The sequence below is a fragment of the Paractinoplanes polyasparticus genome (assembly GCF_019710575.1).
GTDB classification, from domain to species: Bacteria; Actinomycetota; Actinomycetes; order Mycobacteriales; family Micromonosporaceae; genus Actinoplanes; species Actinoplanes polyasparticus.
Window position 1 is genome coordinate 43,421 of sequence record NZ_JAHWFK010000023.1, and the last position, 20,780, is coordinate 64,200.

18 protein-coding genes are annotated in these 20,780 nt (G+C 72.6%); 17 read left to right on the forward strand and 1 reads right to left on the reverse strand.

Features of this window, described 5'->3' with window-relative positions; genetic code table 11:
• The first annotated feature begins 14 nt into the window (after nucleotides 1-14).
• The 3 genes from KXC43_RS22030 to KXC43_RS22040 are packed head-to-tail and all read left to right on the forward strand — an operon-like array spanning nucleotide 15 to nucleotide 2,411.
• On the forward strand, nucleotides 15-449 hold the full coding sequence (locus tag KXC43_RS22030; RefSeq protein WP_221378010.1) for a hemerythrin domain-containing protein: 435 nt from the start codon (nucleotides 15-17) through the stop codon (nucleotides 447-449).
• Complete coding sequence (locus KXC43_RS22035; protein WP_221378011.1) at nucleotides 436-1,608, forward strand: alanine racemase; 1,173 nt, start codon at nucleotides 436-438, stop codon at nucleotides 1,606-1,608. The genes KXC43_RS22030 and KXC43_RS22035 overlap by 14 nt, the downstream gene beginning before the upstream one ends.
• A gap of 38 nt (nucleotides 1,609-1,646) precedes the next feature.
• On the forward strand, nucleotides 1,647-2,411 hold the full coding sequence (locus KXC43_RS22040; RefSeq protein WP_221378012.1) for a 2-phosphosulfolactate phosphatase: 765 nt from the start codon (nucleotides 1,647-1,649) through the stop codon (nucleotides 2,409-2,411).
• A 3-nt stretch (nucleotides 2,412-2,414) separates the two neighbouring features.
• Here KXC43_RS22040 and KXC43_RS22045 read toward each other — a convergent pair whose 3' ends face one another.
• Complete coding sequence (locus KXC43_RS22045; protein WP_221378013.1) at nucleotides 2,415-3,425, reverse strand: aldo/keto reductase; 1,011 nt, start codon at nucleotides 3,423-3,425, stop codon at nucleotides 2,415-2,417.
• 47 nt (nucleotides 3,426-3,472) lie between these two features.
• On the opposite strand from KXC43_RS22045, the gene pdxR reads away from it, so the two are divergent.
• The 14 genes from pdxR (at nucleotide 3,473) to mltG (ending at nucleotide 20,769) form a co-directional block, all read left to right on the forward strand.
• The gene (gene pdxR / locus KXC43_RS22050) at nucleotides 3,473-4,840 is read left to right on the forward strand and encodes a MocR-like pyridoxine biosynthesis transcription factor PdxR (RefSeq protein WP_221378014.1); all 1,368 of its coding nucleotides are present in this window, start codon (nucleotides 3,473-3,475) and stop codon (nucleotides 4,838-4,840) included.
• A gap of 63 nt (nucleotides 4,841-4,903) precedes the next feature.
• Complete coding sequence (locus tag KXC43_RS22055) at nucleotides 4,904-5,602, forward strand: hypothetical protein (RefSeq protein WP_221378015.1); 699 nt, start codon at nucleotides 4,904-4,906, stop codon at nucleotides 5,600-5,602.
• 70 nt (nucleotides 5,603-5,672) lie between these two features.
• Nucleotides 5,673-7,475 carry an aspartate--tRNA ligase gene (gene aspS, locus KXC43_RS22060; protein WP_221378016.1) on the forward strand — a complete coding sequence of 601 codons (1,803 nt, stop codon included), beginning with the start codon at nucleotides 5,673-5,675 and terminating at the stop codon, nucleotides 7,473-7,475.
• A gap of 12 nt (nucleotides 7,476-7,487) precedes the next feature.
• Entirely contained in the window at nucleotides 7,488-8,282 is a 795-nt protein-coding gene (locus KXC43_RS22065) for an SDR family oxidoreductase (RefSeq protein WP_221378017.1), read from the forward strand.
• A gap of 104 nt (nucleotides 8,283-8,386) precedes the next feature.
• Complete coding sequence (locus KXC43_RS22070; protein ID WP_221378018.1) at nucleotides 8,387-8,875, forward strand: GyrI-like domain-containing protein; 489 nt, start codon at nucleotides 8,387-8,389, stop codon at nucleotides 8,873-8,875.
• 5 nt (nucleotides 8,876-8,880) lie between these two features.
• The gene (locus tag KXC43_RS22075; RefSeq protein WP_221378019.1) at nucleotides 8,881-9,549 is read left to right on the forward strand and encodes a hypothetical protein; all 669 of its coding nucleotides are present in this window, start codon (nucleotides 8,881-8,883) and stop codon (nucleotides 9,547-9,549) included.
• Between the two features lie 84 nt (nucleotides 9,550-9,633).
• On the forward strand, nucleotides 9,634-9,852 hold the full coding sequence (locus tag KXC43_RS22080) for a hypothetical protein (RefSeq protein ID WP_221378020.1): 219 nt from the start codon (nucleotides 9,634-9,636) through the stop codon (nucleotides 9,850-9,852).
• A 119-nt stretch (nucleotides 9,853-9,971) separates the two neighbouring features.
• A complete protein-coding gene (locus KXC43_RS22085; protein WP_221378021.1) occupies nucleotides 9,972-11,627 on the forward strand; it encodes a replication-associated recombination protein A in 1,656 nt (551 codons plus the stop codon).
• Between the two features lie 3,143 nt (nucleotides 11,628-14,770).
• Nucleotides 14,771-15,505, forward strand: a complete 735-nt coding sequence (locus tag KXC43_RS22090; protein ID WP_221378022.1) for a hypothetical protein — start codon at nucleotides 14,771-14,773, stop codon at nucleotides 15,503-15,505.
• Nucleotides 15,506-15,581: 76 nt separating this feature from the next.
• On the forward strand, nucleotides 15,582-16,034 hold the full coding sequence (locus KXC43_RS22095; protein ID WP_221378023.1) for a DUF948 domain-containing protein: 453 nt from the start codon (nucleotides 15,582-15,584) through the stop codon (nucleotides 16,032-16,034).
• Between the two features lie 63 nt (nucleotides 16,035-16,097).
• A complete protein-coding gene (locus KXC43_RS22100; RefSeq protein ID WP_221378024.1) occupies nucleotides 16,098-16,367 on the forward strand; it encodes a hypothetical protein in 270 nt (89 codons plus the stop codon).
• Complete coding sequence (gene alaS, locus KXC43_RS22105) at nucleotides 16,364-19,048, forward strand: alanine--tRNA ligase (protein ID WP_221378025.1); 2,685 nt, start codon at nucleotides 16,364-16,366, stop codon at nucleotides 19,046-19,048. The genes KXC43_RS22100 and alaS overlap by 4 nt, the downstream gene beginning before the upstream one ends.
• Nucleotides 19,049-19,117: 69 nt before the next feature.
• Nucleotides 19,118-19,576: a Holliday junction resolvase RuvX gene (ruvX, locus tag KXC43_RS22110; RefSeq protein ID WP_221378026.1), complete on the forward strand. Its 459-nt coding sequence runs from the start codon at nucleotides 19,118-19,120 to the stop codon at nucleotides 19,574-19,576.
• Entirely contained in the window at nucleotides 19,573-20,769 is a 1,197-nt protein-coding gene (gene mltG / locus KXC43_RS22115; RefSeq protein ID WP_221378027.1) for an endolytic transglycosylase MltG, read from the forward strand. The genes ruvX and mltG overlap by 4 nt, the downstream gene beginning before the upstream one ends.
• Nucleotides 20,770-20,780 lie beyond the last annotated feature (11 nt).

The window sequence follows — 20,780 nt, forward strand, 5'->3', positions numbered from 1 at the left end:
GAGCTGGCGTCAGCATGGGTTACGACACTGAGCGGACTAGGTTCCGCGCCTACGGAAACCAACTGATCGGCGCGCATCTGCGCCTGCGCGAGATGGTCGACGACCTCTACGACGCGCTGGACGAGGGCCGTGACCTCCGGCTGCACTGCCTCGCTCTGTGCACGGCGGTGACGAAGCACCACACGGCCGAGGACGCGAACGTGTTCCCGCTGCTGGCCGAGCGGCATCCGGAACTGGCTGATTTTCTGGACGGCCTGCAACGCGACCACGAGATCATCGGGGGGATGTTGCGGCGGCTGGAGGCGGCGACCACGCACGAGGAGCTGGACGGACTCAGCGCGGTGCTGGAGACGCATTTCATCGGTGAGGAGAAGCGGCTGACCGGCGTGCTCAACGCCCTCGAACCGCTCGGCGATCTAGGCATCGAGGTTCCCCTTGGACGTTCCTGAGGCGACCCCCGACTGGCGGAGCAAGGGATTCTGGCTGCCGGAGGGCACGTTTCCGCTGGACGCGAAGCCGAGCCTGTTCGGCGGGCTGTTCACCTGGCCGCTGCTGGTGCTGCGGCGGGACGCGGCCGAGGCCAACATCGCGACCATGGCGGCGTACGCCCGGCGGCACGGCTGGGAGTTCGCTCCGCACGCCAAGACGACCATGGCGCCCGGGCTGCTCGCCCGGCAGCTGGATGCCGGGGCGTGGGGCCTGACCGTGGCCACCCCGAACCAGGCGCTCGTGCTGCGCAAGCTGGGTGTGCCGCGGGTGCTGATCGCCAACGAGGTGCTCGACCCGACGGCCCTGCACTGGCTGGCCGGGCAGGACGACATCTGGTTCCAGGTCGACTCGGTCGCCGGGGTGGCCGCCGCCGCCCGGGCCGGGGGCCGGTTGCGGGTTCTCGTCGAGCACGGGCACGACCACGGGCGTACGGGGGTCCGGACGCTCGATGAGCTCGAAGAGGTGGCCCGGGCCGTGGCGGCGGCGCCCGGCCTCGAACTGGCCGGTCTCACCGCGTACGAGGGTCAGCTGCGCACCGAGCGCGAGGTCGACGACTTCCTGGACCAGGTCGTCGCCGGGTTCGTGCGGTTGCGGGACGCGGGGCTGCTGCCGGAGCGGCCGATCCTGTCGGCCGGGGGCAGCGCGTGGTTCGACCGGGTCGTCGCCCGGATCGACGTCGACGCCCTGCTCCTGCTGCGCAGCGGGGCGTCGGTCACCCACGACGACGGGTTCTACCGGGAGCGGACGCCGTTCCTGCGGGTGCCCGGCGAGGGGCCGCTGGCGGCGGCGCTCGACCTGTGGGCGCAGGTGATCTCGACGCCGGAGCCGGGGCTGGCCCTGGCCGGGATGGGCAAGCGGGACGCGCCGTTCGACGAGGGCCTGCCGGTGCCGATGGAGATCAGGCGGCCGGACGGCACGTCGGCTCCGGCCACCGGCCTCGAGGTGACCAAGCTCAACGACCACCACACGTATCTGTCCATCGGGGACGCCCGGCTCGAGCCGGGCGACCTGGTGCGGTTCGGGATCTCGCATCCGTGCACGGCGTTCGACAAGTGGCGGCACATCCCGGTGGTCGACGACGACCGCCGCGTGGTGGACGTGCTCGCCACCTGTTTCTGATCTCGTCCTCGCGGGCAGACTGCGGACAGGGGGGATTGATGGCCGTCGCTGATGGGCAGGGTGTTTTCCGGGTTCGCTTCGATTGGGGGCCGGTCGGCGCGGACGCGGTCGCGCCGGGTGCGGCCTACGTCGCCGTGGTGGACGTGCTCTCGTTCACGACCACGCTGACGGTGGCGATCGAGCAGGGCATCAGCGTCCTGCCGTACCGCTGGCGGGACGACTCGGCGGTGGCGGTGGCCCGGCTGCACGGGGCGATGCTGGCCGTGCTGCGGTCGCAGGCCGGGCCGGGACAGATCACGCTCTCGCCCGAAAGCATCCTCAACACCGACCTCGAGGCCGCGAAGATCGACCGCCTGGTGCTGCCCTCGCCCAACGGATCGGCGATCTCGGCGCGGCTGGCCGACGCCGGTGCCACGGTCGTCGGGGTGTGCCTGCGCAACGCCGCGGTCGCGGCCGAGTGGGTGGCCGAGCGGACCGCGGGCCGGCCCGTGGCCGTGGTGGCGGCGGGCGAGCGGTGGCCCGACGGGTCGTTGCGGCCGGCCGTCGAGGATCTGTGGGGCGCCGGCGCGTTCCTGGCCGCGCTGGCCGAGGCGGACGGCGGAGCCGGGTTCTCGCCCGAGGCGCTGACCGCGGTCGCGGCCTACCACGGCGTGGCCGATCGGCTCGCGACCGCTCTGCCGGAGTCGGTGAGCGGTCGCGAGCTGCGGGTCAACGGCTTCGCGGGCGACGTCACGGTGGCCGCAGCCGTCGGCGCCGGCCCCGTGGTGCCGGTCCTGCGGGACGGCTGGTTCGTTCCCGCCTGACGACTACTCGCGCGCGGGGCTGTGAGTGCTGAAGGCCAGCGTGTCGTACGGGAACGGCAGGGGGTCGACAGTGGTCACCGCGTCGAGCCGCTCCACCAGCGCCGCGTCCAGATCCCAGCCGGTCGCGCCCAGATTGGACTCGAGCTGCTGCATGCTGCGCGCCCCGATGATCGGTGCGGTGACAGCCGGGCGGCCGAGCAGCCAGTTGAGGGCCACCTGTGCCTGCTCGCGGCCCGCCTCCCGGGCCACCGCGGCCAACTCGTCGAGCACCCGCCACGTGCGGTCGTTGTCGTACACCGCCCACCGCTCGCCCCAGTTCTCGCTGTCGGCCGTCCCGACGCGGCTTCCGGCCGGCGCCGACCCGCCCCGCTGGTAGCGCCCGGTCAGCCAGCCCCCGCGCAACGGGCTCCACGGCAGCACGCCCAGGCCCGCGTCGGCGGCCAACGGCCCCTGCTCCCACTCGAATTCGCGGTCGAGCAGGTTGTAGCGCGGCTGGATCGCGGCGAACGGCTCCCACCCGCGCTTGTCGGCGACGCCCAGCGCCTTCTGGATCTGCCATGCCGCCCAGTTGCTGACCGCCAGGTGACGCACCTTGCCGCTGGCCACCAGCAGGTCGAGGGTGCGCACGACCTCTTCCACCGGTGCGGCCGGGTCCCAGCCGTGCACGTGGTAGAGGTCGATGTGGTCGGTGCCCAGGCGGCGCAGGCTGCCCTCGGCGGCGGTCATCACGTGTTTGCGGCCCAGACCCTCGCGGTTGCCGCCCGGGCCCCAGCGCACCTTGGTCGAGATCACCCAGTCGTCGCGGTCGTGCTGCTTGAGCCAGCGGCCGACGATCTCCTCGGAGCGGCCGGCGCCGTACGCGTCGGCCGTGTCGAGGAACGTGCCGCCGGCCTCGGCGAACCGGTCCATCATGCGGTGGCTGGTCTCCTCGTCGCTCTCCCGCCCGAAGGTCATGGCCCCCAGGCAGAGCTCGCTCACGGCCAGCGACGTGCGTCCCAGAAATCGATAGCGCATGCGGCCGAGCCTATGACCGGATCGGTTCGGTCGTACGATCCGAACTCATGCCGGAATCCCGTACCAATTCGGCCTGGGAGACGCTGCTCGACCTGCCCGCCCAGGGCCCGCGGCACGTCGCGCTGGCCACGGCGCTGCGAGCGGCGATCCGCGCCGGACGGCTGCCGACCGGCGCCGCGCTGCCGCCGAGCCGTCTGCTCGCGCCGGCGCTGGGCTGCTCGCGCTGGGTCGTCACGCAGGCGTACGCGCAGTTGGCAACCGAGGGCTACGTGACCGGCCGGACCGGTTCGGCCACCCGGGTGCGCTGGTCCGCGGGCGCCGATCGGTCGCCGCCGGCGGTGGCGGCGCCGGCGGCCCGGCCCCTGTTCGACCTCGCCCCGGGGCTGCCCGATCTGCGGGCCTTCCCGCGCCGGCAGTGGGCGGACGCGCTGGCCCGGGCGGCCGCCGACGCCGACCTCGGCCATCCGCCGCCGGGTGGTCTGCCCGGGCTGCGGGCCGTGCTGGCCGAATATCTCGCTCGCTCGCGGGGCGCGGTCACGACGGCTTCCTCGGTGACCGTCTGCGCGGGCATCCGGGATGCCGTCGGCCGTCTGTGCCGGGGGCTGGCGTCGGCCGGGCATCGCGAGATCGCGGTGGAGGATCCGGGGTGGGGCGCGTTGCGCTCGGCGGTGACGGCGGCCGGCCTGCGGCCGCGGCCGGTTCCGGTGGACGGTGACGGCCTGCGGGTGGCTGAGCTTCCTTCCGGCGTACGGGCGGTGTTGCTCTCGCCCGCCCACCAGTTCCCGACCGGCGCGGTGCTGTCGCCGGCCCGCCGCGCCGCGCTGATCGACTGGGCCCGCGTCGCCGACGGGCTGATCGTCGAGGACGAGTACGACAGCGAGTTCCGCTACGACCGCAAGCCGGTGGGCTGCCTGCAGGGCCTCGACCCGGATCGGGTGGCGCTGGTGGGCTCGGCCCACAAGACCCTGGCCCCTGCGGTCGGTGTCGGCTGGGCAGTGGTTCCACCGGCCTGGCGTACGGCGGTGGAGGCCGGCCCGGGACCGTCGGTGATCGACCAGGCCGCGTTCGCCTCGTTCGTGGCCGCCGGCCGCTACGACCGGCACCTGCACCGGGCCCGTCAGCGCTACCGCGCCCGCCGCGACCTGCTGATCGCCGAGCTGTCGGGCCACCTGCCGGGTGCGACGACGCAGGGCGTCTCGGCCGGGCTGCACGTGGTCTGCTCGTGGCCCGGCCTGGACGAGACCGAGGTGGCCGCCGCAGCCCGTTCGGCCGGCGTCGGCGTGATGACGCTGGCCGACTACCGCACGGCGCCCGGCCCGCCGGGGCTGGTTCTCGGTTACGGCAACATCAGCGATGCCGCCATACCCCGGGCGGTGGCTGTGCTGGCGTCGGTCAGTCGCCTGGCCAGGGGATAGAGGGATAGCGTTTCGTCGGCTTAGGGTCGCTTCATCCGGTTTGCCGAGCGTTCGGAGCCGCCGATGTCGACCTTTCGCGCCACGAACAACACCCCGCCCAAGGCCCGCGACCCCTATCCGATGAACCCGGCCAAGGCGCGCCCGGAGGAGCCCGAGGCGCCGATCCCGGACGGGCCGACCGAGCGGATCGGCGCGCGGTCCGGCCGGCGGTGCGGGGCGGCCTTCGTGGCCACGCTGGTGGCGCTGTTCGCGCTGAACGTGGCCGGGGTGGCGATCTTCGTCTCGTGGCGGGCGTCGAACCTGGCCCGGGTCGCGATGGAACAGCCCGCACCGGTGGCGGTGGCGCCGCCGGCGTCGGAGAGCTTCGATGTCTCGTACGCCCAGGAGCCGTTGCGGGTGCAGGTGGGGTGTTCGGCGGTGCTCTTCCTCGATCTGGACGAGCCGCGCTCCGACGCCGCCGAGAAGGCCGGCGACCTGCGGTACGACAGCCGCTGCGGGGACCAGCCGCCGACTCTCGTGCTCGGGTCGGGCGCGGCCGGCGGCAGTCAGGTCCGCAGCCGGGACCTCGACGCGGCCGGGTGCGCCCGCGCCATCCGGACGAGCCCGATCGGGCCGGGGGCCAGTGTTCCCGTACGCAAGGGGACCGTTCTCTGTGTGCTGACCGCGGCCACCCCGGCCCGCATGGTGCTGGTCGAGATCGTGGATGTGGGCGCGACCGGGACGGCCGGGATGCGGGCCACCTCGTGGAAAGTCGCGGCCTGACGGCGGTCGCCGCGGGCGCCCCTGACAGAATGTCGGGTGCGCCCCAGACCGTTTGTGAGGAGTCCTTCCCGTGATTCGTACCCATGACGCCGGCACCCTGCGCGCAAGCGACGCCGGCACGACGGTGACGCTCGCCGGGTGGGTCGCCCGCCGGCGCGACCACGGCGGTGTCATCTTCGTCGACCTCCGTGACGCCTCGGGCGTGGTCCAGGTCGTCTTCCGCGAGGAGGACGCGCACGCGCTGCGCAACGAGTTCTGCGTGCTCGTGGTGGGCGAGGTGTCGGCGCGGCCCGAGGGCAACGCCAACCCCGAGCTGGCGACCGGCGAGATCGAGGTGGTGGCCTCGCAGCTCACCGTCCTCTCCGAGGCCGCCCCGCTGCCGCTGCCGGTCGACGACACGATCACCGCGTCGGACGACCTGCGGCTCAAGTACCGCTACCTCGACCTGCGCCGCTCCGGCCCGGCCAACGCGCTGCGCCTGCGCTCGCGGGCCAACCAGATCGCCCGCGAGGTGCTGCACGCCCGCGACTTCAACGAGATCGAGACGCCGACCCTGACCCGGTCGACGCCCGAGGGCGCCCGCGACTTCCTGGTGCCCGTGCGCCTGCAGCCCGGCACCTGGTACGCCCTGCCGCAGTCGCCCCAGCTGTTCAAGCAGCTGCTCATGGTGGCCGGCATGGAGCGGTACTACCAGATCGCCCGCTGCTACCGCGACGAGGACTTCCGCGCCGACCGGCAGCCCGAGTTCACCCAGCTCGACATCGAGATGTCCTTCGTCACCCAGGACGACATCATCGCCCTCGGCGAAGAGATCGTCTCGCGGCTGTGGAGCGAGCTCGCCGGCTACCAGGTGCAGCTGCCGATCCCGCGGATCACCTGGACCGACGCGATGAACCGCTACGGCTCCGACAAGCCCGACCTGCGCTACGGCGTCGAGCTGACCGAGCTGACCGCATACCTGCAGGGCACCGAGTTCCGCGTGTTCGCGGGCGCCATCGCGGCCGGCGGCTACGTCGGCGCGGTTGTCATGCCCGGCGGCGCCGCGCAGACCCGCAAGGAGCTCGACGGCTGGCAGGACTGGGCCAAGGCCCGCGGCGCGCGCGGTCTCGCCTACGTGGTGCTCGACGCCGAGACCGGCGAGGCACGCGGCCCGGTCGCCAAGAACCTCTCCGAGGCGCACCTGGCCGGCCTGGCCGACGCGGTCGGGGCCAAGCCGGGCGACGCGATCTTCTTCGCCGCCGCCAACGAGCGCCGCGAGGCGCAGGAACTGCTGGGCGCGGCCCGCATCGAGATCGCCAAGCGGTCCGGCCTGATCGACGAGTCGGCCTGGGCGTTCTGCTGGGTCGTCGACGCCCCGATGTTCGAGAAGACCGACGAGGGCGGCTGGACGGCGGTCCACCACCCGTTCACCTCGCCCAACGACGAGTGGCTCGACCGCTTCGAGGACGCGCCCGACCAGGCGCTGGCCTACGCGTACGACATCGTCGTCAACGGCAACGAGATCGGCGGCGGCAGCGTCCGTATCCACCGGGCCGACGTGCAGAGCCGGGTCTTCGACCTGCTCGGCATCACGCCCGAAGAGGCGCAGGACAAGTTCGGCTTCCTGCTCGAGGCGTTCAAGTACGGCCCCCCGCCGCACGCCGGCATCGCGCTCGGCTGGGACCGCACCTGCATGCTGCTCAGCGGCAACGAGTCGATCCGCGAGGTCATCGCGTTCCCCAAGACCCGCGGCGGCTACGACCCGCTGACCACGGCGCCGACCCCGATCACGGCGCAGCAGCGGCTCGAGGCCGGCATCGACGCCAAGCCCAAACCAACGGCCGGCACACCCGGCACCGACGGCCAGGCTGTTCCCGTGGAGCGCTCGAACTGATCTGATCGAGGCATGAGCACTCTCCTCGTCGGCGCATCGGGTTTCCTCGGTTCCGTTCTGGCCCGTCAGGCGACGGCCGCCGGTCATGCCGTGGTGGGCACAGCCACCACGGCGTCCGGGGGCTGGGTGCCGGTGGACATCACGGATCGCAAGGCGGTGCGGGCGCTGATCTCGGCCGTACGCCCGAAGCTGGTCATCAACAGCACGTGGGGTGGCTGGGCAGTGTCGGCCGACGGGGCAGCCACCGTGGCTGCCGAGGCCGCCGCCGTCGGAGCGCGGCTGGTGCACGTCTCGACCGACGCGCTGCACGCCGGCCGTCCCGCGCCGTACACAGAGGACGACCCGCCGACACCGGTCAGCCTCTACGGCGCGGCCAAAGCAGCGGCCGAGACCGCGGTGACCGCGATCGACCCGTCGGCGGTCATCGTGCGCACGTCGCTGATCTACGGCAACGGCGCGGGCCGATTCGAGCGGTTCGTGCGTGGCCTCCTCGACGGGCAGCCGGGCACGCTGTTCACCGACGAGATCCGCTGCCCGATCCACGTCGACGACCTGGCCGGCGCCCTGCTCGAACTGGCCGACTCCCGGTTCGCCGGGGTCCTCGACGTGGCCGGGCCCGAGGCCGTCTCGCGGGTCGAGTTCGGCCGCCTGATCGCCCGCGCGCACGGGCTCGACCCGGCGGCGCTGCCCGTCGGCCTCAGCACCGACGCCGGGCTCGGGCCGCGCCCGCTCGACGTCAAACTCGACACGTCGCTGGCCCGCTCGGTGTTGCGGACCCGGCTGCGGCCCGTCTCCGAGGGCTTCTGACCGGCCGGCGACGGGTCGGCGTGCGGCTGATCGCCGGGGCTGTGAGGCCGGTCGGGCCAGCGGGTCGGCGTGCGGCTGATCGCCGGGGCTGTGAGACTGGCCCGGTGCAGCCGACGATTGTCGAGAGAACCGCGCAGTTGTACGTGGGCCGGCGCGAGTCGATCACGATGACGCAGTTCGCGCGGGTCGCCGACCACCTGCCGACCATGTTCGCCCGGCTCGGCGAGCGCGGCGCCGCGGTCGCGGGCGCACCGTTCTTCCGCTACCGGGTCATCGACATGTCGGCCGACCTGGTCATCGAGGCCGGCATCCCGATCGCCGGCCGGGTCGAGCCGCCCGCCCCGATGTTCGTCGAGACGCTCCCCGCCGGTCGCTACGTCACGGTCAGCCACGTCGGCCATCCCGACGAGTTGATGGCGGTCACCGCCCGCATGCTCGACTGGGCCCGCGACCGCGGCCTCGAGTGGGACATGCAACCCACCCCGACCGGCGAGGTGTGGGGCTGCCGCCTCGAGGTGCTGCTGACCGACCCGGCCGAGCAGCCCGACATGCACAGGTGGCGCACCGACCTGTTCTTCAAGCTCGCGGACTAGCCGCGATGACCGGGGAACAGCCCGCCTGGCGCCGGCCCACCGACCCGGAAGCCCGCTGGCCGGCCGCGCTCGCGGTCGTCGGGATGGTCGCGATCCAGATCATGCTGCCCGACCGGCTCACGCTGGGGCCGCGCTGGCTGCTGCCGGCGATCGAGGTCGTGATGGCGGTCGTGCTGGTCGCGGCCGACCCGAAGCGGATCAAGCGGGACACCCCGGCCCTGCGCATGGTCGGCCTCGGCCTGATCGTGGTGGCCAGCCTGGGCAACGCGTGGTCGGTGGCGATGCTCGTACGGGACATCCTGACCGGGCACGACACCGGCTCGGCGAGCCAGTTGGTGGCCGTCGGCGGCGCCATCTACGTGTTGAACGTGCTGTCCTTCGCGGTGTGGTTCTGGGAGCTCGACCGCGGTGGCCCGGCCCGGCGGGCGCGCGGCGAGGACCCGTACCCGGACTTCCTGTTCCCGCCGATGACGTCGCCGCAACTCGCGCCCAAGGACTGGGAGCCGTACTTCCTCGACTATCTCTATGTCGCCTTCACCAACGCGACGGCGTTCAGCCCGACCGACACGTTGCCGCTGTCGCGGTGGGCCAAGTCCGCGATGGCCCTGGAATCGGCCATCGCGCTGCTGATCGCCGTCCTGCTGATCGCCAAGGCGGTCAATGCGTTGCCTTGATCACCCACTCCAGGGTGGAGTTTGCGCGGGACCGGCTGCGGGGTATCTGCGTGACACGGCTCTCACCCCTCGGAGGAAAACATAATGCTTGCCATCGCCGCCGCAGTCGTTTTCGGTGTCTGGCTCCTGCTGGACCTGCTCGACACCAACCTGGGCGCCCCCGACCTGTTCAACTTCCAGACCATGGCCTCCCTCGGTCTGCTGCTGCTCGCCCTGTACCTGGCCGGTGTGGGCAGCGGGCCGCGGGCCGGCAACGGCTCCTCGGGCCGCCGCTTCTACGGCCGTCGCCCCGGCCGCGGCTGAACCCGTCCCCGCGCCACCACTCCGCGAGCCACCGGCGCCCCGCCTGGCACGGCTCGCACCCGGCCCGCCGCCACGTGGATTTCGCATCCCGTTCCGGCGGGCCGGTACTGTTTCCACCGATGGAATCAGACGGCCTCTTCTCCCTGGCGCAGCCTGGTGGCGCCACTCAGTCCGCCGGCCCGGCGGACGGTTTCAGCTCCCCGGCCGCCGACTCCCCGCTGCCGGTACGCATGCGACCCGCCTCGCTCGACGAGCTGGTCGGCCAGGAACACCTGCTCGCGCCCGGGGCACCGCTGCGTCAGCTGGTCACCGGAGCCAGCCCCATGTCGGTGATCCTGTGGGGTCCGCCCGGCACCGGCAAGACCACCATCGCCCACCTCGTGGCCGGCGCGACCAACCGCAAGTTCATCGCCATGTCGGCTCTGTCGGCCGGGGTCAAGGACGTGCGCGCGGTGATCGACACGGCCCGCCGCGAGCGCCGCTACGGCGGCCCGCCGACGGTCCTGTTCATCGACGAGGTGCACCGCTTCAGCAAGACCCAGCAGGACTCGCTGCTCGCCGCCGTCGAGGACAGGACGGTCACGCTGCTGGCGGCGACCACCGAGAACCCGTACTTCTCGGTCATCTCACCCCTGCTGTCGCGCTGCGTGCTGCTGACCCTGCAGGCGCTCGACGAAGACGACGTGCGCGGCCTGCTGCGCCGCGCGGTCACCGACGAGCGCGGGCTGGGCGGCGCGGTCACGCTGTCGGCCGAGGCCGAGGAGCACCTCGTACGCCTGGCCGCGGGCGACGTGCGCAAGGCGCTCACCGCCCTGGAGGCGGCGGCCGGCTCGGCGGCCGCCCAGGGCGTGGCCGAGATCGACCTCGCCACGGCCGAGAAGGCGGTCGACGTGGCGGCCGTCCGCTACGACCGGGACGGCGACGCGCACTACGACGTGACCAGCGCCTTCATCAAGAGCATGCGCGGCAGCGACCCCGACGCGGCCCTGCACTGGCTGGCCCGCATGCTGGTCGCGGGCGAGGACCCGAGGTTCATCGCACGCCGCATCGTGATCTTCGCCAGCGAGGACGTGGGCATGGCCGACCCGCAGGCGTTGCTGGTCGCGACGGCGGCGGCCCAGGCCGTCCAGAACGTGGGTCTGCCCGAGGCCGGGCTCAACCTGGCCCAGGCCGTGGTGCACCTGGCCACCGCCCCGAAATCCAACAGCGTCACCACGGCCATCGGCGCTGCCATGGCCGACGTGCGGGCCGGCCGTGGTGGTGCGGTGCCCTCTGCCCTGCGCGACGCGCACTACCCCGGCGCGCGCGGATTAGGGCATGGCCGGGGTTATCGCTATCCGCACGACGACCCCCGCGGGGTGGTGAAACAGCAGTATCTGCCCGACGATCTGGCCGACGCCGAGTATTACCAGCCGACCGACCACGGCGCCGAACGGGCGATCGGCGAGCGGGTGCCCCGGCTCCGGCGCATCGTCCGTGGCCGGGCAAACACGCAGCGTACGGGGGATGCTCCGGCAATCGGGACAGACCGCGCGACGGGTGGTGCCCCGGCCGCCGATGAGGGACGCTTTGCCGCGAACATCACACCGGAGAAGTCACCGCCCCCCGTCGTGGCTGATCCGGCGCAGGACGAGCCCGAACCGACAGGCGCCGACCCCGGGGCCGCCGCTTCCGATGGGAGCGCGACCACAGCCCGGGCTGGTAGCGTCGCCGATCCGGGCCCGACCGGCACAGAAGACGACAGCGGCTCCGCCGCCGGAAAGGAACAGCCGTGACCCCGCGCGGTGCCGATCGGCCCGACGACGACGCTGACCTGCGCAACGAGCAGGCCGGCGGTCGAAAGGGACGCCGATTCGGCCGCGGGCGCCCGGCCGAGCCGATCGAACCCGAGGTCATCGGCCAGGAGGAAACCGGCTGGCTCGACGACCTGCGCACGGTCAAGGAACAGCGCGGCGCGATCGGCCCCGGCACGCTCGCCGGCGAGACGCGCTACAGCAAATCGGGCCGGATGGCCCCCGGCCCGGACGACAAACCGGACGACGGCTTCCCCGCCCTGGGCGCCGACGCGACCCCCGGCCAGCCGGGCGGCAGCGGCGAACAGCCGGCGCCCGGCCACCCGGCCCCGCCGCAACCCCACCAGCCCGGCCAGGTCTCCGGAGCGCGTCCCGTCCCCGGCCAGGCCGCTCCGGGCCGGGCCGGCGTGCCGCCCCAGGGCAGCGCCCAGCCGGGCCCACCCCAGCGCGGCGCGGCCCAGGTCGGCCCTCCGCCGGGTGCTCCGCAGCGCGGCGCGGCCCAGGTCGGCCCTCCGCCGGGTGCTCCGCAGCGCGGTGCGGCCCAGGTGCCAGGACCGGGTATGCCGAGCGGACGCGTGCCGGGCCGTCCGGGTGTCGACCCGCGCGCCTTCGATGGCATGACTTCCGGGCCGATCGTGCCCGTCTCCGGCAACGCGCCCGAGGTTCCTTCGGTCCGGCCGGTGTCCCCGGCTTCGCGGCCCGTCTCCCCGGGCAGTCCGACCCGCGGTCGTGACCGCTTCCGTGCCGACGGCCCGTCGCCGGGCGGCGCCGGGCGGCCGGTGTCCGGAGCGGAATTCGGCGGGCCCGACACCGGCTCCGGCCGGCCTGTCTCGGGCGGTCCGGGCGAGTACGGCGGCGCTGGGCGCCCCGTGTCCGGTGCGCCTGGTGGTGCGAACTTCGGCGGGCGTGGGCCGGTGCCGGGTGAATACGGCGGGGCCGGCCGCCCGGTTTCGGGAGCGCCCGGTGGCGATTCCGGCCGGCACGGGTCGGCACCCGGGCGGCCCGTGTCCGGTGGGCCCGATGGTGCGAGCTTCGGCAGGCATGGCGGTGGCCACCCTGTTTCCGGTGCGCCCGGTGACGAGAACTCCGGGCGGCGAGCAGCCGGGCCGAGTGAATACGGCGGCGCGGGGCGGCCCGTGTCGGGTGCGCCCGGTGGTGCGAACTTCGGCGGGCGTGGGCCCGCGTCGGGTGAATACAGCGGCGCCGGTCGGCCGGTTTCGGGTGACCCCGGCGGTTTTGGTGGGCGCGGCTCGACCTCCGGTGACTACGGCCCGGCTGGTGCGGGGCGGCCTGTGTCCGGTGCTCCGGGTCCGGCCTTTCCTGGCGGCGGGCCGGGCTACACCGGTGCCGGCAGCGGGAGCGGGCCGATCGCCGGGCGCCACGGTCGTGGCGACGAGGACAGCCCGGGTGAGCGGACCGGACGGCACGGCACCCCGGATGCGGGGGAGCGTGGCCGGAGGCCCGGTGACTCGGGCGCCTTCGGAAGCGCACCGGACTTCACCGATCAGGACGGGCCGCGTGGCGGTGGCCGCGGCAACGTGCCCGCGCAGGGTGGCCGCGGGCCGCAAGGCCGTGGCGGCCCGGCCGGACCCGATCAGGGTGCCGCTGGTGGGCGTCATGGCGGTGCGAGTGGTCCCGGTCAGGGCGGCACTGGTGAGCGTGGTGGATCCACGGGGCGCGTTCAGGGTGGCCCCGGTGGGCGTGGCCCGGGCGGCGCCGGGACTTCCGGGCACACCGGAGGCTTTCCGGTAACCCCGCCTGGCGGCACCGGGCCGGCGCGGGGCGCGGCTGTTGTGCCGCCGGTCGTGCCGGGGCGCGAAGGCGTCCGGGCGCCGGCGGTTCCCGGGCGGGCCGGGGCGATGGCCGGGCACACGTCCGGTGTTGTGGCTCGGCCGGGCGAGGGTTCGGGACGGGTCGGTCCGCGAGGCAACCAGCAGGGCGGTAACCAGCAAGGCGGTCAGCAGGGCGGCGGTCAGCCACAGGGCCGCGGCCGGGCGGGACAGCAAGGGCCGGGCCGGGCCGGGATGGGCACCGGCGCCATACCTGTCCGTCCGGTATCGCCGCCGGTCGGGCCGGCGTCCCCCGGCCAGCCGTTGCAGGGGCAGAGCCCTGCCGGTCAGCCTTCGCACGGGCAGAACCCCGGGGGGCAGGCACAGAGTCTTTACGGACAGGCGCCGCAGGGGCAGGCCCGCAGCCAGGACGCCCACGGCTCGGTTCCGGGTGAGTACGGCCAGCTTTCGCGCGCCGGCAGTGTTCCCGGAGCGCCGCGGGGTGAGACCGATCAGGACGACTTCGAGCGGCCACGGCACGGTGAGCCCGACCGGGTTCCCGGCGAATACGGCCAGTTGTCGCGGGCCCAGGCCGTTCCGGGGCAGCCGCCCCGGGCCGCGTTGCCCCCGGCTGGGCGAGGCCGCGCGGGCGAGTCCAGCGGTGAGGGCCCGGGCGGCCGGGGAGCGGCCGGCCGCGGATCCCCAAGCGTCAGCCCGCCTCCGGCCGGCATGGGTCCGGGCGGTTCTTCCGGGCCGGGTAACGGTTCCTCGGGTGCGCACGCGTTGGGTGCCCGCGGAGCCTCCGGTGCTGCCGTGGTCGGCGGAATCGCCGGTGCGGCAGCCGCCGGCGCAGCCTCGGTTGGTGGCCCGGCGAGCGGCGCGGCTTCGGTTGGTGGCCCGGCGAGCGGCGCGGCTTCGGTTGGTGGCCCGGCGAGCGGCGCGGCTTCGGTTGGTGGCCCGGCGAGCGGCGCGGCCTCGGTTGGTGGCTCGGCCAGCGGCGCAGCTTCGGTGGGCGGCGCCGCAGGATCGGCGGCCGTTCGCAGCGGAGCGCCCGGCAGCGCGGCACGGAGTGGCCCGGCAACAGGCAGTTCGGCAAGGAGCGGCCCAGGCACGGGCGGGTCGGCCAGGAGCGGTCCGGCCCGGGGCGCGGCCGGTGCGGCCTCGGTCGGTGGTGGCGCGGCCGGTGCAGCTTCGGTCGGGGCGGCCTCCGTCGGCGCTCCGGGGGCGGCCAAGGCGGCCGCCCGCGTGGGGGCTGCCGCGGTTGTCGCGCGGCCGGACGCGCCCGGCCGGGCTGCGGTCGACAGTGGTGCGAACGCGGACGGCGTACCCCCAAGGAGTGAAGCCGGCGCGGCCCGGGTGAGCTCCCCCGTGATCGGCGCCAAGGCCGCCGCGGCGAAAGCCGCCGCCGAGGCCGGCGACGACGACGAGCGCGGCGGCGGATTCCTGGACCGACTGCGCACCCAGCGCAAGCTCCGCATGGTGAGCCTGATCTCGCTGGCTGTCGTCGTGCTGGTCGTGCTGCCCGCCTTCTTCGGGCTGCGGGCGGCCAGCAACGACCCGGTCTTCGGCTCGCTCGACTCGCTCGACGTTCCGGCGTGGGCCGAGCAGAAGGTCGACGACAAGAGCGACGGCAGCCGGTGGTGCTTCATCGACTGCACGTTCCGGGAGCGCACCGCCGAGTCGCAGAAGTCCATCGAAGAGACCACCGCGGCGTACACCTCGGCCCTGACCAGCGCCGGATGGGCGCCGTGGAAGGTCGTCGAGTGCCCCGAGGTGCCGATCCCGGAGGGCGACAAGACCACCTACAGCTGCTTCAAGCGCGACGAGTTCACACTGGACCTGCGGGTCAGTCAGCCCGAGTGCCAGGTCGACCAGGTCGCCGCGAACGACCCGTCCGTGGCCGGGGCCACCGCGCCGCCGCCACCGGCCAAGGGCCAGTGTGTCGGGTCGGCCGTGAGCATCAAGGTGCAGAACGCCATCGCCGACTCCCGCGGCAAGCCGGACCCGCAGAAGAGTCCGCTCATCGGCGAGACTCCCGACACGGTCATCACGGAAGATCCGCTCCTGGAGCCGACACCCTCGGCGTCGTGACGCGGGCTGAGGTCACGGACGGTAGGGTCTGCACGTTGCCACGCCGAATAGTGACCTTGTAAGGGAGACGCGCCTGATGGACGCCGGAGAAATCGCAGGCCTGATCGCGGCGGGCGCCTTTCTGATGCTCGTCATCGTGCTCGCCGTGCCGATCCTGAAGCTGGGCCGGACGGTCGACGCCGCCACCCGCGCGATCAACGACGTGACCGACCGCACGGGCCCGCTGCTGACCGACGTGAACGAGACCGTCCGCAGCGTGAACGCCACCCTGGGGCAGGCGCAGGTCTCACTGGACACTGTGAACGTGCAGCTCGCCAAGGTCGACACGATCACCGAGCACGCCGCGCACGTCACCGCCAACGTGGCCAACCTGTCCACCGTCGTCGCCGCGGCCGCCGCCAACCCGCTGGTCAAGGTGGCCTCGTTCGGGTACGGCCTGCGCAAGACCGTTGCGGCCCGCCGCAACGCCGAGGAGGCGCGCGAGGTGCGCGAGACCCTCAAGCAGCGCCGCAAGGCCGCCCGCCGCTGATCGCACGGCTGCGTCAGAAGGCGCACGGCTGCGTCAGAACTCTTCAGAAGGGAACCACCCGCTATGAAGCGGCTGCTCTGGCTGGGCGTGGGCCTGGCCGTCGGTGCGATCGTCGTCCGCAAGCTGACTCAGAAGGCGAACGAGTTCACCCCCACCGGCATCGCCACCTCCTTGTCGCAATCCGCTGGCGGCGTGGTCGAGTCGGTGCGTAGCTTCGTGGATGACGTCCGCGTGCTCGCGGCTGATCGCGAGGAACAGATCAACGAGGCGTTCGCCAAGGGTGAGCTGTACGTGGACGAGGACGGCCAGGACGGCCAGGAGGGGAACCGATGAAGACGGCGGAGATCAAGCGGCGCTATCTGGCGCATTTCGAGGCCAACGGGCACACGGTCGTGCCGAGTGCCCCGCTGCCCGCTATCGACGACCCCAACCTGCTGTTCATCAACGCCGGCATGGTGCAGTTCGTGCCGTACTTCCTGGGTCAGCGCACCCCGGCCTTCAAGCGTGCCGTCAGCGTGCAGAAGTGCATCCGGACGCCCGACATCGACGAGGTCGGCAAGACGTCCCGGCACGGCACGTTCTTCCAGATGAACGGCAACTTCTCGTTCGGCGACTACTTCAAAGAGGGCGCGATCAAGCTCGCCTGGGAGCTGGTGACCAACCCGGTCACCGCGGGCGGTTACGGCCTCGACCCGGAGCGGATCTGGCCCACCGTCTACCTCGACGACGACGAGGCGTACGGGTTCTGGAAGGCGATCGGCGTCCCCGAGTCGCGCATCGTGCGCCGGGACAAGAAGGACAACTACTGGTCGATGGGCATCCCGGGCCCGGCCGGCCCGTGCTCCGAGATCTTCTACGACCGCGGTCCCGAGTACGGCCGTGAGGGCGGCCCCGCGGTCGACGAGGACCGCTACATGGAGATCTGGAACCTGGTCTTCATGCAGTACGAGATCACCGACGTACGCTCCAAGACCGACTTCACCGTGGTCAGCGAGCTGCCGAACAAGAACATCGACACCGGCATGGGCCTCGAGCGCGTCGCGTCGGTGCTCCAGGGCGTCGACAACCTGTACGAGATCGACGAGGTCCGCCCGATCCTGGCCCGCGCGGCCGAGATGACCGGCAAGGTCTACGGCGCGCACTCCGGTCACGTGGCCGGCGAGTCCCACCCCGACGACGTGCGCCTGCGGGTGATCGCCGACCACGTGCGCACCGCGCTGATGCTCATCGGCGACGGCGTCACGCCCAGCAACGAGGGCCGGGGCTACGTGCTGCGCCGGATCATGCGCCGGGCCATCCGCTCGATCCGCCTGCTGGGCTGGCAGGCGCCGGCGCTGCCCGAGCTCTTGCCGGTGGCGCGCGACTGCATGGCGCCGTCGTACCCGGAGCTGGCCGAGGAGTTCGGCCGGATCTCCACGTACGCGTACGCCGAGGAGGACGCGTTCCTGTCCACGCTGCGCGCGGGCACGACGATCCTGGACACGGCGATCACCGACACCAAGAAGTCGGGCGGCGCCAAGCTCAGCGGCGACCAGGCGTTCCAGCTGCACGACACGTACGGCTTCCCGATCGACTTGACCCTCGAGATCGCGCAGGAGCAGGGCCTCGAGGTCGACCAGGACGGTTTCCGCCGGCTCATGGCCGACCAGCGGTCGCGCGCGAAGGCAGACGCGGCGGCCCGCAAGACGGGACACGCCGACCTCAGCGCGTACCGGAACGCTCTTGATCTTGGTGGCCCGGTGGAGTTCACCGGTTACCAGGAGGTGCAGCGCGAATCGCGGGTGCGGGCGCTGATCGGTGGCAGCGGCGCGGTCGAGGTGGCCGGCGAGGGCGACTTCGTCGAGCTGGTGCTCGACACCACGCCGTTCTATGCCGAGGGCGGCGGCCAGCAGGCCGACACCGGCGTCATCAAGGTCGGCGGCGGCCAGCTCGAGATCGTCGACGTGCAGCAGCCGCTGCCGGGCCTGATCGTGCACAAGGCGCGGGTGATCCGGGGCGAGGTGCGTACGGGCGAATCGGCCGAGGCCGAGATCGACGTGACCCGCCGCAAGGCGATCTCGCGCTCGCACACGGCGACCCACCTGATCCACCAGACGATGCGCGCGTTCCTCGGCGAGTCGGCGACCCAGGCCGGTTCGCTGAACGCGCCGGGCCGCCTGCGGTTCGACTTCAACACCCCCGGGGCCGTCTCGCCCGCGGTGCTGAACGACGTCGAGCAGCAGGTCAACGAGGTGCTGCTGCGGGACCTCGAGGTGCACGCGTTCATCACCTCCCAGGAGGAAGCGCGCCGGCTGGGCGCGATGGCGCTGTTCGGTGAGAAGTACGGCGATGAGGTCCGTGTGGTTGAAGTCGGCGACTACGCACGTGAGTTGTGTGGTGGCACGCACGTCGCCCGCTCGGGTCAGCTGGGGCTCGTGAAGATCCTCAACGAGTCGTCGATCGGCTCCGGCGTGCGCCGGGTCGAGGCCCTGGTCGGCATCGACGCGTTCGGGTTCCTGGCCAAGGAGCACCTGCTGGTCAGCCGCCTGGCCGAGCTGTTCCGGGTGCCCGGCGACCAGGTCGCCGACCGGGTCGAGCAGACGGTCACCGCGCTGCGCGACGCCGAGAAGGAGCTCGAGAAGATGCGCGCCCAGATGGTGCTGGGCGGCGCGGGCGCTCTGGCGGCCCAGGCGAAGGATCTGCGCGGTGTGGCGTTCGTCGGCACCGAGGCTCCCGAGGGCGCGGCCGGCAACGACGTGCGTACCCTGGCCCAGGAGATCCGCGGCAAGATCGACGCGGCTCGGCCCGCGGTGGTCGCGGTGGCGGCCCGCTCGAACGGCAAGGCGTCGCTGATCGTGGCGGTCAACGCGGCGGCCAAGGGGCGCGGGTTGTCCGCGGCCGATCTGGTCAAGGGCGCGCTGTCCGGCCGGGGTGGCGGCAACGCCGACCTCGCCCAGGGTGGCGGTGTGCCGGCCGACCAGGTGCCGACGCTGCTGGCTGCCGTGGAAAAGGCGGTCGGGGACGCCGCCGGCTGAGGAATGTGGCCGCCTTAAGTCCGCTTTAGGGGCGGTGGTCGGGGCGGTTGAACAGGGGAGGGTGGCCGGATGAGCGCGCTGTCGCGGGGTAGGCGACTGGGCGTGGATGTCGGTAAGGTGCGCGTCGGGGTTGCGATCAGTGACCCTGACGGGATCCTGGCCACCCCCCTGGTCACGGTGCCCCGTGACATGGGCGCGGCAGAGGATGCCGTGCCCGGCGACATAGCTGAGCTCGTCCGCCTCGTGGGGGAACACGAGGTGGTGCAGATCGTGGTGGGGCTCCCGGTTCGCCTGAACGGGGCCGAGGGACCTGCCGCCATCGACATTCGTGCGTACGCTGGGCGACTGGCGTCGGCGGTCGGCGAAGTGCCGATCGCTCTGGCGGACGAAAGGATGTCGACCGTGGTCGCGACCCGTAGGCTGGCCGAACGTGGCGTCCGGGGCAAGCGCCAACGGGCGGTCGTCGACCAGGCGGCCGCGGTGGAGATCCTGCAGAGCTGGCTGGACGCGCAGCGGAGGCAGAGATGATCGACGAGCTGGACCTGGCGTTCGACGAGCATGCCGAAAAGGGCAAGCCTCGTCACCGGCGGGGCGCCCGTGGTGCCAAGAAGAGCGCGGGTAAGTCCGGTATCGCCTTTGTTATGGCTTTTGTGCTGCTGGCTGCGCTCGGTGGCGGGGTCTATTTCGGCTACAACAAGGTCAAGGGTTTCTTCACGGCGGCCGACTACGACGGCGCCGGCGGCGAGGCCATCCAGGTCACGATCGAGAAGAACGCGACCCTGACCGACATCGGCAACACGCTGGTCGAGTCCGACGTCGTCAAGAGCACCAAGGCCTTCGTCAACGCCGCGGACGAGAACCCCAAGGGCAAGAACATCCAGTCCGGCACGTACAACCTGAAGAAGCAGATGTCGGCCGAGAGCGCCGTGACGCTGTTGCTCGACCCCAAGACGCGCGTCACCCGTGGTGTCACGCTGCGTGAGGGTCTGACCATGATGCAGACATTCGACCTGCTCGCCAAGGCCACGAAGATCCCGTACGACGACTTCGTCGAGGCCGCCAAGGACCCGGAAGAGCTGGGCGTGCCCGACTTCTGGTTCAACCGCCGCGACAACAAGCAGGCGAAGAAGACGGTCGAAGGCTTCCTCTACCCGGACACGTACGAGTTCGACCCCAAGCTCGACGCCAAGGGCGTGCTCGAGGTGATGGTCGCCAAGTTCCTCGACACGACCACGGAACTCGGCTTCGTCGACACGGTGCAGAAGAACCTCTCGGTCTCGCCGTTCGAGGCGCTGATCGTGGCGTCGCTGGCCCAGGCCGAGTCCGGCGCGGACCCCGACACCCCGAAGATCGCCCGGGTTGCCTACAACCGCACGTACAAGCAGAAGCCGGCCATGCCGCTGCAGTTCGACGTCACCGCGAACTACTGGCTCCAGCTCAAGGGCAGCGCGGCCAAGCACTCCGGCCAGCTCTCCGCGGCCGAGCTGAACGACCCCAAGAACCCGTACAACTCGGTGAGCCAGGCCGGTCTGACCCCCGGCCCGATCGACAACCCGGGCCGGAAAGCGCTGGAGGCCGCCATGAAGCCGGCCACCGGCCCCTGGCTGTTCTTCGTGGCCGTCGACAAGAAGGGCAACTCGGCCTTCGCCGTCACCGACGCCCAGCACGAGGCCAACATCGACAAGGCGTGCGCCAACGGCATCAAGCTGCAGTGCGACTAGCGTCTGGTTCA